General features: G+C 63.1%; 16 protein-coding genes. 8 read left to right on the forward strand and 8 right to left on the reverse strand.

Annotated features, from left to right (window positions below):
* Positions 1-21: 21 nt before the first annotated feature.
* The 4 genes from X738_RS68120 to X738_RS68135 form a co-directional block, all read right to left on the reverse strand.
* Positions 22-1,743, reverse strand: a complete 1,722-nt coding sequence (locus tag X738_RS68120; RefSeq protein WP_023801410.1) for a SulP family inorganic anion transporter — start codon at positions 1,741-1,743, stop codon at positions 22-24.
* A gap of 119 nt (positions 1,744-1,862) precedes the next feature.
* Positions 1,863-2,132 (reverse strand): helix-turn-helix domain-containing protein, encoded by a 270-nt coding sequence (locus X738_RS68125; RefSeq protein WP_023801411.1) that lies wholly within the window; start codon positions 2,130-2,132, stop codon positions 1,863-1,865.
* Positions 2,133-2,331: 199 nt separating this feature from the next.
* Positions 2,332-3,033 carry a phosphatase PAP2 family protein gene (locus X738_RS68130; protein ID WP_023801412.1) on the reverse strand — a complete coding sequence of 234 codons (702 nt, stop codon included), beginning with the start codon at positions 3,031-3,033 and terminating at the stop codon, positions 2,332-2,334.
* Between the two features lie 119 nt (positions 3,034-3,152).
* Positions 3,153-3,491: a hypothetical protein gene (locus X738_RS68135; RefSeq protein WP_023801413.1), complete on the reverse strand. Its 339-nt coding sequence runs from the start codon at positions 3,489-3,491 to the stop codon at positions 3,153-3,155.
* A 204-nt stretch (positions 3,492-3,695) separates the two neighbouring features.
* Between X738_RS68135 and X738_RS68140 the strand changes: the two genes are divergently transcribed.
* Entirely contained in the window at positions 3,696-5,684 is a 1,989-nt protein-coding gene (locus tag X738_RS68140) for a PhoX family protein (RefSeq protein ID WP_023801415.1), read from the forward strand.
* Between the two features lie 90 nt (positions 5,685-5,774).
* Here the strand turns inward: X738_RS68140 and X738_RS68145 are convergent, their stop codons facing one another.
* The 4 genes from X738_RS68145 to X738_RS68160 form a co-directional block, all read right to left on the reverse strand.
* Positions 5,775-6,455: a GNAT family N-acetyltransferase gene (locus X738_RS68145; RefSeq protein ID WP_023801416.1), complete on the reverse strand. Its 681-nt coding sequence runs from the start codon at positions 6,453-6,455 to the stop codon at positions 5,775-5,777.
* Positions 6,452-6,943 (reverse strand): MarR family winged helix-turn-helix transcriptional regulator, encoded by a 492-nt coding sequence (locus tag X738_RS68150; RefSeq protein ID WP_031255767.1) that lies wholly within the window; start codon positions 6,941-6,943, stop codon positions 6,452-6,454. Before X738_RS68150 ends, X738_RS68145 begins: the two co-directional genes overlap by 4 nt.
* A gap of 162 nt (positions 6,944-7,105) precedes the next feature.
* Positions 7,106-7,867 (reverse strand): ABC transporter permease, encoded by a 762-nt coding sequence (locus tag X738_RS68155; RefSeq protein WP_023801418.1) that lies wholly within the window; start codon positions 7,865-7,867, stop codon positions 7,106-7,108.
* Positions 7,864-8,790: an ABC transporter ATP-binding protein gene (locus X738_RS68160; RefSeq protein ID WP_023801419.1), complete on the reverse strand. Its 927-nt coding sequence runs from the start codon at positions 8,788-8,790 to the stop codon at positions 7,864-7,866. The genes X738_RS68155 and X738_RS68160 overlap by 4 nt, the downstream gene beginning before the upstream one ends.
* Here X738_RS68160 and X738_RS68165 point away from each other — a divergent pair.
* The 7 genes from X738_RS68165 (at position 8,777) to X738_RS68195 (ending at position 14,451) form a co-directional block, all read left to right on the forward strand.
* Positions 8,777-8,986, forward strand: a complete 210-nt coding sequence (locus X738_RS68165) for a hypothetical protein (protein WP_128169312.1) — start codon at positions 8,777-8,779, stop codon at positions 8,984-8,986. The genes X738_RS68160 and X738_RS68165 overlap by 14 nt on opposite strands.
* A gap of 23 nt (positions 8,987-9,009) precedes the next feature.
* Positions 9,010-10,368 (forward strand): cytochrome ubiquinol oxidase subunit I, encoded by a 1,359-nt coding sequence (locus tag X738_RS68170; protein WP_023801421.1) that lies wholly within the window; start codon positions 9,010-9,012, stop codon positions 10,366-10,368.
* 10 nt (positions 10,369-10,378) lie between these two features.
* Positions 10,379-11,383, forward strand: coding sequence for a cytochrome d ubiquinol oxidase subunit II (locus X738_RS68175; RefSeq protein WP_023801422.1), 1,005 nt, complete (start codon positions 10,379-10,381; stop codon positions 11,381-11,383).
* 214 nt (positions 11,384-11,597) lie between these two features.
* Positions 11,598-12,368: a transporter substrate-binding domain-containing protein gene (locus tag X738_RS68180; protein ID WP_156942636.1), complete on the forward strand. Its 771-nt coding sequence runs from the start codon at positions 11,598-11,600 to the stop codon at positions 12,366-12,368.
* A 38-nt stretch (positions 12,369-12,406) separates the two neighbouring features.
* Complete coding sequence (locus tag X738_RS68185; protein WP_023801424.1) at positions 12,407-13,078, forward strand: amino acid ABC transporter permease; 672 nt, start codon at positions 12,407-12,409, stop codon at positions 13,076-13,078.
* Positions 13,079-13,088: 10 nt separating this feature from the next.
* Positions 13,089-13,748, forward strand: coding sequence for an amino acid ABC transporter permease (locus tag X738_RS68190; protein ID WP_023801425.1), 660 nt, complete (start codon positions 13,089-13,091; stop codon positions 13,746-13,748).
* Positions 13,726-14,451 (forward strand): amino acid ABC transporter ATP-binding protein, encoded by a 726-nt coding sequence (locus X738_RS68195; RefSeq protein ID WP_023801426.1) that lies wholly within the window; start codon positions 13,726-13,728, stop codon positions 14,449-14,451. The genes X738_RS68190 and X738_RS68195 overlap by 23 nt, the downstream gene beginning before the upstream one ends.
* Positions 14,452-14,522: the final 71 nt, after the last annotated feature.

A 14,522-nucleotide genomic window follows, 5' to 3' on the forward strand; every position in this document is an offset into this window, starting at 1 on the left:
TCGCTGACGATGAGGAGAGGGTTAGACCTCTCCCGGCGCGGCATTCTTCAACTGCGCTCGCGCGTCCCTGATCGAGGCGGCGTATGTCACCAGCGGCCGTTTGACGCCGTGGTTGATCAGCATGCGGCGTGTCTGCGGCGACGCGCCTGATATGATGAAGCGCACGCCGGCGCGCCTCGCCTTGTGGGCAGCGCTCTCGATGACGTTGGCCGCCGTTGAATCGAAGAATGGCACGGCCGAGCAGTCGAGGATGAAGTTCTTGCGCTGGTCGGCGATGCGGTCCAGCACCGTGGCGACGGTCGAGGCGGCGCCGAAGAAGAAGGCGCCGGAAATCCGGTAGACGACGGTGTCGGCATCGCTGGCCTCGCTGGAATCGTATGCGCTGGCGGCGCCGGTTCTGTCGGCGACATCGTCCTGCACCAGTCCCTGATCCGGCTCAACCGCAATGCTCTTGGCCATGCGGTCGATGAACAGGATCGAGCCCAGCGCGAAGCCGACGACGATGCCTTCGGTGAGATCACGGAAGATGACGATCAGGAAAGTCGCCATCAGCACCAGCGCGTCGCCGCGCGAGGCACGCAGCAGCGTGGCAAAGGCCTGCTTCTCGAACATGTTCCAGCACACCACCGCCAGCACGCCGGCAAGGGCTGCAAGCGGGATGTAGCTGGCCAGCGGCGCCGCCACCAGCATCAGGGCAAGCAGGAGGGCCGAGTGGATCATGCCCGAGACCGGTCCATGCGCGCCGGCTCGCACATTGGTCGCGGTGCGGGCTAGGGTGCCGGTGGTGCAGATGCCGCCGAACAGGGCGGACGCGATGTTGGCGAAGCCTTGCGCCACGAGTTCGCAGTTGGAGCGGTGCCGCCTTCCTGTCATGCCGTCGGCGACCACCGCCGACAGCAGCGATTCGATCGCGCCGAGCAGCGCAAAGGCTAGGGCGTCCGGCAGGACGTCGATCATCCTGCCGAAGCTGATCGGCGGAAAGGCCGGCATTTGCAGGCTGCGCGGGATACCGCCGAAGCGCGTGCCGATCGTTTCGGCAGGCAGAGAAAACAGCGCCACGACAAGCGACGCCAGACCGATGGCGATCAGCATGGCGGGCCATTTCGGCCGCCACCGTTTCATCAGGGCAATGGCGACGATGGTCAGCAGAGCGACGAAGGTGGCGGCGAGATTGATCGTGCCGGCCGCCTCGCCGATCGCCATCAGCTTCGGCACCAGCGGTCCAGGTTCTTTGCCGGCGAGTTTTAGCCCGAACAGCTCGACGATCTGGCCGGAGAAGATGATGATGGCGATGCCGGCGGTGAAGCCGACGGTCACCGGATAAGGAATGAATTTGATGTAGGTGCCAAGCCTGAGGTAGCCGATGACGAGCAGCAAGACGCCGGCCATCATCGTCGCCAGCAGCAACCCGTCGACGCCGACCCGTGCCACGGTTGCCGCCATCAGCACGATAAAGGCGCCCGCCGGCCCGCCGATCTGGAAACGGCTGCCGCCCAGAGCCGAGACGAGGAAACCGCCAATGATGGAAGTGTAGAGCCCGCGCTCCGGAGACACGCCCGATGCGATCGCGATCGCCATCGACAGCGGCAGCGCCACGATGGCCACGGTCAGTCCGGCGATGGCATCGGCCTTGAAGTGCTCTGATGTGTAGCCTTCGCGCAGCACCGTCGCCAGCTTCGGCGTGAACAGTTCGGAAAATGTCGGCTGCGCCGGTTGATGAATTGCCCGCTGGGTTCGATGCATGGACTGCCTTCCGCTCCTGATGCATGCCAAAAAGTGCACAGCGGCCACGCATAAAACCAAGCAGGCGGCGGGATCGTCGGCAGGACTGTCGGCGGTCGCCGTCGCGACTCTATTTCGGCTCAGCCTGGCGGGTTCTGCGGCACGACCGGCTTGAGGCGCACCCCCCTGCCGCCGCGCTCGCTGGCCTGGTTCTCGCCGATCAGCTCCACGCCGGCCCGGTCGAGGGCCTGGATGACCTTCATCAGCGTATCGACCACGCCCCTGACCACGCCGTCGCTCGCTTCCATGCGCTGAATGGTTGGAAGCGAAACCCCGGCGCGCTCGGCGAGCGTCTTCTGATCGATGCCGGCCAGAGCCCTTGCGGCGCGCATCTGCGCGGCAGTGATCATCGGCTAAAAACCCCCGTCTGAGTCTGCATTCCATGTATAATACCATTATTGTGATGGTTCAAGCATCATCATGCGCATGTCAGACGTGTGCACACCAGGCCGTTTGCATCTTGGCGAGCCTGCGCGCCCGCTGGGCCAGCACGCCCCAGCCGCCGCAACTTAGAGGAGAATTGGCGCAGCGTCGTTCGGAACGGGCGGTTCAGGCGCCGGCGGTCTGCCCGCGCCATCGCTGGAAGGCCCATGCGACCAGCCAGCACAGCATCGCCCAGGCGAAGCCGGCGCACCAGCCGGCCAGCACGTCCGATGGCCAATGAACGCCGAGATAGACGCGGCTGATGCCGACGAGCAGTGCTGTCAGCACGGCAAGTGCCAGCACATAGATCTTGGTCGTTCGCCCAGGCAGGAAACGCGACGCCATGCTGCCCAGCGTCAAATATGTCACCGCCGACAGCATCGCATGGCCGCTTGGAAACGAAAGCGTCGCCACGTCGGCGAGATGCGAGACCAGGTCGGGGCGCGGCCGATCGATTCCGAGCTTCAGCGTGCTCGACAGGGCCTGCCCGCCCGCCACCGCGACGAAGACCAGAAACGCTGCTCCCGGCTTGTGGATCAGCAGCAGATAGACGATCACCGCCACTGTGATCAGCCCGAGCACGATGGCGCTGCCGAGGCTGGTAATGTCGCGCATCGCCCCTTCCAGCCATGGCGGTCCGATCGGATTGTCGGGCTGGCCCGCTTCACGGAAGGCGAGCATGATTTCCGTGTCGAAGGCGTGCGGCGTGGTGTCCCGCGCCACCTCCATCAGTTCCTCGAACCCCCACAGCCCGCCGGCGATGACCAGACCGGACAAAAGCACCGGGAATTCGATCCAGTTGAGCAGCTTGCTTGCAGTATTCTTCATCGACCCAATCGTCCTACAGCGCCGCGCGTCCTTTTGGACGCGCACAGGACGCTGTAGCACTTTGATTTGGCGCATGATCCCCAGCGAAAATCGTTTCCGATTTTCGGGGTCATGCGCAACTACAGTTTTTGCAGATAGGGTCCGAGCGTGATCAGCGCCACCGCTGCGACGGCGAGCACGATGCCGGTCGCCTGCAACGAATTGACGCGCTCGCCGAAGAACACCAGTGCCACCACGTTCACCGACACCAGTTGGATCACCGCCGACAGGCTGAACGACACCGACATGCCGAATTCACGGATCAGCCTCAGCATGATCAGATTGCCCGCTGAATAGAGCGCCAGAGTCAGAAGAATCTTGCCGAGGCTCGGCGCCAGCCCCCATTGCTTGGCCGCCGTCGCCGCCAGCAGGAAGATCACTGTCGAAATGCCGAGCTGCCCCAGTCCCCAGAAACTCACTTTTTTGTTCCTCCCGACGCCGTGCTTGCGCGCCTGCCGCAGATCTTGTTTCGGAAGCGTCGGTCGCGGTCAAGCGGCCTGATCAAAGACATGAAATCGGGCTGGAAATTGGTCGGCAACGTCATCAAACTGTGATCTGCTGGCGATACGCGGTCAGTCAAGCAACACGCTCCAGCCATCCTAAAGAGCCAGAGGCACGCCCCCATGACTGAACATCGCCCCGACGCCCATTTCCGCACCAGCCTGCTCGAGGAAAACGATGGGCCAGGAAACAATCCCACTGACAACCAGACGATGGGCGAAATCATCGCCGCGCGATTCTCGCGCCGTGGTTTTCTGCAGGGATCGCTCGCGGCAACCGCCATCGCCGCCACCGTCAGCCCGCTCGCGCTGATCCTCGCCGACGATGCCCGCGCCGGCGGCGGCTCGGTCTTCAGTTTCGACGAGGTCGAGGCAGGCGTCGACGACAAGCACCATGTCGCTGCCGGCTACGACGCCGACGTGCTGTTGCGCTGGGGCGATCCGCTGTTTGCCGATTCGCCGGAATTCGATCCGACAAAACAGTCGGCGCAGGCCCAGGAAAGACAGTTTGGCTACAATAACGACTATGTCGGCTATATCCCGATCGACGGCTCGGCCGAGCATGGCCTGCTGGTGGTCAACCACGAATACACCAATCCGCATCTGATGTTCCCGGGCCTTGTCACCATCGTCGATGGGGAGGCCAAGCAGGCGCCGCTGAGCAAGGAACAGGTCGACGTCGAGATGGCCGCGCATGGCGGCACCATCGTCGAGATCCGCAAGGCATCAGGCAAATGGCAGGTGGTGCGCGACGGCAAGCTCAACCGCCGCATCACCGCCAACACCGAGATGGCACTGTCCGGCCCCGTCGCCGGCCACGACCGCGTCAAGACCAGTGCCGATCCGACCGGCACGAAGGTCATCGGCACTGTCAACAATTGTGCCGGCGGCGTCACGCCCTGGGGCACCTACGTCATGGCCGAGGAAAACATACACGGCTATTTCTCGGGCGAGCTGCCGGAAGGCCACAAGGAAGCCACCAACTACAAGCGCCTGGGTATTCCCGAAGGCGCCTATGAATGGGCTGCGCATTACGATCGCTTCGACATCGGCAAGGAGGCGAACGAGCCGAATCGCTTCGGCTGGATTGTTGAGGTCGACGTCAACGATCCGACCTCGGTGCCGAGGAAGCGCACTGCCATGGGCCGCTTCAAGCATGAGGGCGCTGAATCGATCGTCGCCAAGGATGGCCGTGTCGTTTTCTATCTCGGCGACGACGAACGCTTCGACTATGTCTATAAATTCGTCACGGCCGGCAAGTTCAACGCCGAGGACCGCGCCGCCAACATGGATCTCCTCGACGACGGCACGCTCTACGTCGCCAAATTCGCCGAAGACGGGTCGATCGAATGGCTGCCCATCGTCTTCGGCCAGGGCCCGCTGACGGCGGAGAACGGCTTTGCCAGCCAGGCCGACGTGCTGATCGAGACGCGCCGTGCCGCCGATCTGCTCGGTGCCACCAAGATGGATCGCCCCGAGGACATCCAGCCCAATCCGACGACTGGCAAGGTCTACGTCATGCTGACCAACAATTCGAAGCGCAAGACGGACCAGGTCGACGCCGCCAATCCGCGCGCCGAAAACGCCTTCGGCCATATCATCGAGATCGTCGAGGACGGTGGCGATTTCACTGCCGCCAAGGGCAAGTGGGAAGTGCTGTTGAAATGCGGCGATCCCTCAGTGGCCGAAGTTGGCGCCACCTTCTCGACCGCAACCACCGCCAATGGCTGGTTCGGCATGCCGGATAATTGCGCCATCGATTCGGCCGGCCGGCTTTGGGTCTCGACCGATGGCCAGGGCCCGAAGGCCACCGGCCGCACCGATGGCCTGTGGGCGGTCGACACCGAAGGCGAGGCGCGGGCGACCTCGAAACTGTTCTTCCGCGTGCCGATCGGCGCCGAAATGTGCGGCCCGCTATTCACGCCCGACGACCAGACCGCCTTCGTCGCGGTTCAGCATCCGGCCGATGGCGGCGAAGACTGGGAGGCTTTTGGCCGTCCCTCTTACTACGAGGACCCGTCGACCCGCTGGCCTGACTTCAAGCCCGATATGCCGGTGCGGCCGTCGGTCGTCGCCATCACCAAACAGGGCGGTGGCAAGATCGCGGTCTGAATCGCCGCAAGGCGCTAGCAGCGCCAAGGAAGGATTTCGTCGATACGAAATCCTTCCTTTTCCTGATGCGCGGGAATGCGCCTGATGGGCTCATTCGGCGCGCTGAACCACGGCCACGTTCATCATGCTTCTCAACCTGAAGCCAATGGACTCGTATAATCCTATGGCCGTGGTGTTGCTGGCATAGGCGTGGAGATAGGGAACTTCGCCGCGCGCCGCTATCCGGTTTGCCACGAACAGCGACAGCAGCCTGCCCAGGCCACCGCCTCGAAATTCCGGATGTGAGCACACCCCGCTAAGTTCGGTATAGCCGGGTTGCTTCATGCGTTCGCCGGCCATCGCCGCAAGTCGGCCCTCGATCTTCACACCCCAAAAATCGCCGAGGCTCAAGGCTTCGAGCGTGAATGGGCCGGGCTTGGTCACCAATGCCAAGGCGAGCATCTCAGCTGCATCGTCCCGCGTCAGACGTTGCACGCGCTCGTCGGAGACCATCTGCAATGGCCGCTCGGCAATCATCTGAACCCCGGGCGCGGTCGAAGTCGCCGAAAGTTCCGCGGGCAGAGCAATGGCGTCCACCTGAAGCAGGATCGCACTCTCGCCTGGGGAGACAAGTTTTCCGAGCGCCTGCAGGCTTTCCGCATCGTCCGCGGCACTGGCAGCGAAGGGAGCTATCGAGGGCCGATACCGCATGGCGAGGTCGTCACCTTGCGCGAAGGCGTGGTGTCGCGTCCGAAGCGCGCTCCACACGGGACGGTCAAGCAGGTGTTTCATTGCGCGGCATCTTCCGGCTTCTTTACACGACGGTCGAGAGGCGCCGCGGCGAGGCCGTCCTCGATGGCGGCCAGCTGATCAAGAAGCGGCCCAGAAAGATCCGCGCACAGATCCGCGACGGCATTCTCGATGCGCGGCCAGACGTCGTGCTTTGCAATATCGACCAGCCGCTGGCCGCGCAGGGTAAGGCAGACAATCCTGCGCCGCTGGTCATCATCCGATGGACTGACCTCGACCAGTCCCAATTCGGCCAGAAGCGACACGCTCCGCGTTACACCTGGCTGCGCGACCCCGAGGGATTGCGCCAGTTCCCCGACTGGCAGCGGGCCCAGCCTGTCGAGCGCAGCCAGCAGCGGGTATTGGCTCGACTGAACCGGCACATCGAGGCAGTCGAGCAGGCGCTGCGTATCCGCCTGCAATTGCTCGCCAATACGCTTCAGCCTGCTGCCCAGGCACAGGAAGCCAAGGGACCTTATGACGTCTTCCATAATCAACCTGCCAGGCAATTGATAACATGATATATAACGTTATATGGAAATCAAGCGCCGCCATCGCACGGCCGCTTTCAAGCGTCGTCACCAGATTTGGTCGTCTTGGGTCGGGAACATCGCTCGGATGCTGGCGCTGCGTCGCCTGGGCAGGCCGTTCAGTCAGTTCCGCAGCCGGTAGCCGGTCCTGAAAATCCACGCGACGATCGCTATGCAGATAAGCAGGAAAACCACGGTCATGCCGAGGCTGATGCCGATCGAGACGTCGGACTTGCCGTAGAAACTCCAGCGAAAGCCGCTGACCAGATAAAGGACAGGGTTGAACAGCGTCACCGTGCGCCAGGTGCCGGGCAGCATGTCGATCGAATAGAAGCTGCCGCCAAGGAAGGTAAGCGGCGTGATGATCAGCAGCGGCACCAGCTGCAGCTGCTCGAAGCTCTTCGCCCAGATGCCGATGATGAACCCGAACAGGCTGAAGGTCACCGACGTCAGCACCAGGAAGGAGAGCATCCAGAACGGATGCTCGATGGTCAGCGGCACGAACAGCGACGCGGTCCCCAGGATGATCAGGCCGAGTATGATCGACTTGGTCGCCGCACCCCCGACATAAGCGATGATGATCTCCAGATAGGACACCGGCGCCGACAGCAGCTCGTAGATCGAGCCGACGAATTTCGGGAAATAGATGGCGAAGGAGGCGTTGGAGATCGACTGCGTCAGCAGCGACAGCATGATCAGCCCCGGCACGATAAAGGCGCCGTAGCTGATGCCGTCGATCTCGGTGATGCGCGAGCCGATGGCCGAGCCGAAGACGACGAAATAGAGCGATGTCGAGATGACCGGCGAGACAATGCTCTGCAGCACGGTCCGAAAGGCGCGCGCCATTTCCAGTTTGTAGATCGCCCAGACGGCTCGCAGGTTCATGCGCCCTTCCTCACCAGGTTGACGAAGATCTCCTCGAGCGAGCTGTTTTGCGTGTCGATATCGCGGAACTGGATGCCGGCCGTCTCAAGGTCGCGCAGCAGCGAGGCGACGCCCGGCCGCTCGCTCTGGTTGTCATAGGTGTAAGTCAGTCGATCACCGTCCGGCGAAAGCTCCAAAGCGTAGCGCGACAATTTCTCGGGTATGGTGGCGAGCGGGCTGCGCAATTCCAGCAACAGCCGTTTGCGGCCGAGTGTGCGCATCAGTTGCACCTTGTCCTCAACCAGCACGATCTCACCGCGATTGATGACGCCGACGCGGTCGGCCATCGCCTCGGCCTCCTCGATATAGTGCGTGGTCAGGATGATGGTGACGCCATCCTCGCGCAGCCGGCGCACCATCGCCCACATGTCCTGACGCAGCTCGACGTCGACGCCGGCTGTCGGCTCGTCGAGGAACAGCACCCTCGGTTCGTGCGACAGCGCCTTGGCGATCATCAGCCGCCGCTTCATGCCGCCGGACAGGGTGATCGCCTTGGCGTCCTTCTTGTCCCACAACGACAGGTCGCGCAGCACTTTCTCGACAAAGGCGTGATTGGCCGGCTTGCCGAACAGGCCGCGGCTGTAGTTGACCGTCGCCCACACGCTCTCGAACGCGTCGATGGTCAGTTCCTGCGGCACCAGCCCGATGAGGCTGCGTGCGGCGCGATAATCCCGGCTGATGTCGTGGCCGTCGACGCTGACCGTGCCCGACGAGCGGTTGACGATACCGCAGACGATCGAGATCAGCGTCGTCTTGCCGGCGCCGTTCGGCCCGAGCAGCGCAAAAATCTCGCCGCGCTCGATATCGAGGTTGATCTCCTTCAGCGCTTTGAAACCGGTGGCGTAGGTCTTGGTGACCCCGGAAATGGAAATGATCGATGGCATGGTTGAAAAACGGCTGCTTGAAAGGAGGTCTGTTGATTTTAGTCCGCTGAATGTCGGTGCGCGCGGCCGGAAGTCAATGGCACTCCTGACATTCTGGACATCGGCGCATCCACCGCTGCCGCAGTCCTGCGGCGTTCCGCCTCGCGTGACGCCACGCCGCTTTGACCGCCTGGCGCATCCGGCCTATCTTCCCTGACACAGCAGCAGCCGGAGCCCGCCATGGACCCGCTCATCCTTTCGCGCATCCAGTTCGGCGCCAACATCTCGTTCCATATCCTGTTTCCGGCTATCACCATCGCGCTTGGCTGGATGCTGCTGTTCTTCAAGCTTCGCTACAACGCCACCGGCGATACCGCCTGGATGCGCGCCTATTTCACCTGGGTGAAGGTGTTCGCGCTGTCCTTTGCCATGGGCGTGGTTTCGGGCGTCACCATGAGCTTCCAGTTCGGCACCAACTGGCCGGGCTACATGGAAATCGTCGGCAACATCGCCGGCCCGCTGCTCGCCTATGAGATACTCACCGCCTTCTTCCTCGAGGCGGCGTTCCTCGGCATCATGCTGTTCGGCTTCCGCCGCGTTTCCAACCGCATCCACACGCTGGCAACCGTGCTGGTGGCCGGCGGCACCACCCTGTCCGCCTTCTGGATCATCGCGCTCAATTCATGGATGCAGACGCCGGTCGGCTTCGAGATGCGCGACGGCGTAGCCCACGCTACCGACTGGTGGGCGATCGTCTTCAACCCGTCCATGCCCTACCGGCTCGTCCACATGCTGCTTGCCTCCGGCCTGACGGTTTCGTTCCTGATCGCCGGCCTGTCGGCGCTGCGCTATCTCTATGGCGACCGTTCGGAATCGATGTGGAAAGCCTTGCGCACCGGTGTCTTCACCGCGGCGGTCCTGATCCCCATCCAAATCTTCGCCGGCGACCAGCATGGCCTCAACACGCTCGAGCATCAGCCGCAGAAGGTCGCCGCCATGGAGGCCAACTGGAACACCGGCCCCAACGTGCCGCTGGTCCTTTTCGCGCTTCCCGACGAGGCGGCAAGGGAGAACAAATTCGAGCTCACCATCCCCGATGGCGCCAGCCTCATCCTCAGGCACAGCGCCAGCGGTGTCGTGCCGGGGCTGAACGACTATGCCGGCAACCACCCGCCGGTGTTCCCGGTGTTCTGGGCTTTTCGCATCATGGTCGGCACCGGCGTCCTGATGCTGGTCGTCTCCTGGTCGGCCGCCTTTTTCCTCAAGCGCCGGCACAGCCTGCCGAGACCGCTGGCGCTGGTGATGGTGCCGATGGCGCTGTCCGGCTGGCTGGCGACACTGGCCGGCTGGTACACCACCGAGATCGGCCGCCAACCGTGGCTGGTCACCGGCGTGCTGAAGACTGTCGATGCCGTCGGCCCGGTCGCCGGCAGCCAGGTCGCGCTGTCGCTCGCGGTTTATCTCATCCTCTATGCGCTGCTTCTGATCGCCTATCTCGGCGTGCTGGTCTATTTGGCGCTGAAGGCGGCGAAGGACGGCGATGCCTCGCCGCTGCCGGGCGTTCTCGACGCGCCGCTGTCGCAGCCGGCGGCGAAATAGGAGAACGGCGATGACCCTCGACTGGCCGACATTGCTCCCCCTCATCTTCGCCGGCCTGATGGGCCTTGCCATCCTGATCTACGTCATCCTCGACGGCTTTGATCTCGGTATCGGCATCCTGTTCGCAGCCGCCGGAGACGCCGAGCAGGACACGATGATCGCCGCAATAGGCCCGTTCTGGGACGCCAACGAGACCTGGCTGGTGCTGGCCGTTGGCCTGCTGCTGGTCGCCTTCCCGCTGGCGCACGGCACCATCCTCACCGCGCTCTACATTCCGGTCTTCCTGCTCCTTGTCGGCCTGATCCTGCGCGGCGTTGCCTTCGATTTCCGGGCCAAGGTGCCGGCCGGTCACAAGCATCGCTGGAACCGCATCTTCTTCCTGGGCTCGGTCATCGCTTCGCTGGCGCAGGGCTACATGCTGGGGATCTATGTGCTGGGCCTTGATGTCGGCCCCGGCGGCATGGCCTTCGGCGCGCTGGTGGCGCTCTGCCTTGCCGCCGCCTATGCGGCGATGGGCGCGGCCTGGGTCATCTACAAGACGGAAGGCGAATTGCAGAAGAAGGCGGTGCTATGGCTGCGCCGGGCGCTGGTGCTGACCGCGCTCGGCATGGTCGCCGTGTCGCTGGCCACGCCGCTCGCCAGTCCGCGCATCTTCGACAAATGGTTCGTCTGGCCGGCCATGCTCTATTTGTCGCCGCTGCCGGTCCTGTCGGCGGTGCTGTTCGCATGGCTGTGGCGGCAGACCTTCCATCTCCCCAGGGCCGGCGACCGCCATGCGCTGACGCCGTTCCTGACGCTGGCCGCCATCTTCACGCTGGGCTTTGCCGGCCTCGCCTGGTCGTTCTATCCCTTCGTCGTGCCCGACAGGCTGACCATCTGGCAGGCGGCGTCCGCGCCGGAAAGCCTCGCCATCATCCTGGCCGGCACGGTGGTGGTGCTGCCCATCATCATTTTCTATTCGTTTTATGCCTACCGCGTCTTCGGCGGCAAGGCGACGGATCTGACCTACGACTGACTGGCAAACCGCCGAACTGCACAATATTTAGGCAGTCGATTGCTCGGGCGGCAGCGGCTCGTGAAGACTGCCTTGCCAATCCCACCTTGCCAATCCCGCCGGGAAAGTCCGATTCGCAGCGATTTCGATGGTTTGGCATGTCTGTTGCTTTGCCCTGGCAACCAATTGGTTTGTCCAGTCAAAGGGAAAGATAATGAACCGTCGCAATGTCTGCATGCTGACCTTCGCCGCCGCCGTTGGAATGGCCATGGCTTCGTCTCCGCAGGCGCGGGCCGACGCCTTGAGCGACATCGCGGCGCGCGGCACCGTCCGCATCGCCGTTCCACAGGATTTCCCGCCCTTCGGCAGTGTCGGCGCCGACATGACGCCGCAAGGCTACGACGTCGACATCGCCAATCTGATTGGCGAAAAGCTCGGCGCCAAGGTCGAGATCGTCCCGGTCACCAGCGCCAACCGCATTCCCTATCTCCAGACCAACAAAGTCGACCTGGTCATTTCCAGCCTCGGCAAGAATCCCGATCGCGAGAAGGTCATAGACTTTTCCGAAGCCTATGCTCCGTTCTACAACGGCGTGTTCGCTCCAGCAGACGTCGCCGTCGCAAAAGCGGAAGACCTCGCCGGCAAGACCGTTGGCGTCACCCGCGGCGCGATTGAAGATCTCGAACTGACCAAGGTTGTGCCCGCGAGCGTCGAGATCAAGCGCTACGAGGACAATAACGGTACTATTTCCGCTTTCCTTTCGGGCCAGGTCGAGGTGATCGCGACCGGGAATGTCGTCGCCGCCGCCATCCTCGAAAAGAACCCGCCCAAGCGGCCGGAGCTCAAGTTCCTGATCAAGAACTCGCCCTGCTACATCGGCATGAACAAGGAGCAGCCGGCGTTGATGGCCAAGATCAACGGGATCATCGCCGCCGCCAGGTCCGATGGCGCCCTTAACGCGATTTCGCAAAAATGGCTGAAGGTGGACCTGCCGGCTGAGCTGTGATCGCCGCCCGCCGCGTGTGGGAGGTCGGATAGCAAGCCATGACCTATCAATTCGATTTCAGCTGGCTGATCGGATCTCTGCCGGTGCTGCTCAAGGGCATCCGGATCACCGTGCAGCTTATCCTGATCGGCGCGGTGTTCGGCGTGGCATTGGGCATTGCCTGCGCCTGGGTGCGGGCGCAGGGGCCGAAATGGCTAAAACCCGTCGTTGCGACCTATGTCGAGCTGATCCGCAACACGCCCTTCCTCATCCAGCTGTTCTTCATCTTCTTCGGCCTGCCGTCGCTTGGCATCAGGATGTCGGAACTGACCGCCGCCAACCTCGCCATGATCGTCAACCTCGGCGCCTACAGCTGCGAGATCATCCGCGCCGGCATCCAGGCCACGCCACGCGGCCAGTTCGAGGCCGGCGCCAGCCTCGCCATGACCCCGTTCCAGACCTTCTGGCACGTGGTTCTGGTCCCGGCGCTGCAGCGCATCTGGCCTGCGCTGTCGTCGCAGATCGTCATCGTCATGCTGGGTTCGGCCGTCGTTTCGCAGATTGCCGCCGAGGACCTGACCTTCGCAGCCAACTTTATCCAGTCGCGCAATTTCAGGGCCTTCGAAACCTACTTCGTCTCCACCTTGATCTACCTGGCGCTCGCCATCCTGCTGCGCCAGCTGCTGGCCGGCCTGGGCGGGATGCTGTTTCCGAGGAAGGCGTCGCGATGAGACAAGCGCCATGATCGAGTTCAGCTTCTGGGACATCCTGCGCAACCTGCTTCTGGCCGCCCGCTGGACCGTTGTCCTCTCGCTGGTCTCCTTCATCGGCGGCGGCATCGTCGGTGCGGCCCTGCTTTTCCTGCGCATCGGCGGCCGGCGTGGGATGCAGTTTCTGTCACGCGGCTACATCCAGCTGTTTCAGGGCACGCCGCTCCTGATGCAGCTCTTTCTGGCTTTCTTCGGTCTTGGCCTGTTCGGCATCGACGTTCCCGCCTGGCTTGCCGCCTGTGTCGCGCTCATCCTGTGGACCGCCGCCTTCCTCGCCGAAATCTGGCGCGGCTGCGTCGAGAGCATTGCCAAGGGTCAATGGGAGGCGTCAGCCAGCCTCGGCATGGGTTATCTCCAGCAGATGCGTTACGTCATCCTGCCGCAGGCGCTGAAAGTGGCGGTGCCGCCGACCGTCGGCTTCTCGGTGCAGGTGGTGAAGGGCACCGCGCTCACCTCGATCATCGGCTTCGTCGAACTGTCGAAGGCCGGTTCGATCGTCACCAACGCGACATTCCAGCCGTTCACCGTCTATGGCCTGGTCGCGCTCATCTATTTTGCTTTGTGCTGGCCGCTGTCGAAATCCAGCCAGCTCCTGGAAAGGAAGCTCAATGTCGCTCATCGCAATCACTGAGGTGAAGAAGCGTTTCGGCGACAACGAGGTGCTGAAGGGGATTTCCATCGACGTCGCGGCGGGCGAGGTCGTCGCCATCATAGGCAAGAGCGGTTCGGGCAAGTCGACGCTGCTGCGCTGCATCAACGGGCTGGAGACCATCGATGAAGGCTCGATCGTTGTCGCCGGCGCCCAGTTCCTGCCCGACGAGGTGCATCTTAAGGCGCTGCGCCTGAAGGTCGGCATGATTTTTCAGCAATTCAACCTGTTTCCGCATCTCACGGCCGGCGGCAATGTCATGCTGTCGCAGATGGTGGTGAAGAAGACGCCGAAAAAGGACGCCGAGGCGGTCGCGCGAAAAATGCTCGACCGCGTCGGTCTCGCCCATAAGTTCGACGCCTTGCCGGATGAACTGTCCGGCGGCCAGCAGCAGCGCGTGGCCATCGCCCGGGCGCTCGCCATGCAGCCGATGGCGCTGCTATGCGACGAGATCACCTCGGCGCTCGACCCCGAACTCGTCGCCGAAGTGCTGGCCGTCGTCAAGGAATTGGCCGCGGAAGGCATGACGCTGGTGATGGTCACCCACGAGATGCGCTTCGCCCGCGACGTCTGCTCGCGGGTCGTCTTCATGCATCAGGGCCGCGTCCATGAGATCGGCGCCCCCGAGGACGTTTTTTCCAATCCCAGGACGCCGGAGCTCCGGCAGTTTCTGGGCGTGCAATAAGCTGTGTTGATATTCAGCCGGCCTGCAACCGGCGCTACTCGCGTACCCGAAAGTACGCTCCGTTCCGGTTC

The organism is Mesorhizobium sp. L48C026A00, from assembly GCF_000502375.1.
GTDB classification, from domain to species: domain Bacteria; phylum Pseudomonadota; class Alphaproteobacteria; order Rhizobiales; family Rhizobiaceae; genus Mesorhizobium; species Mesorhizobium muleiense.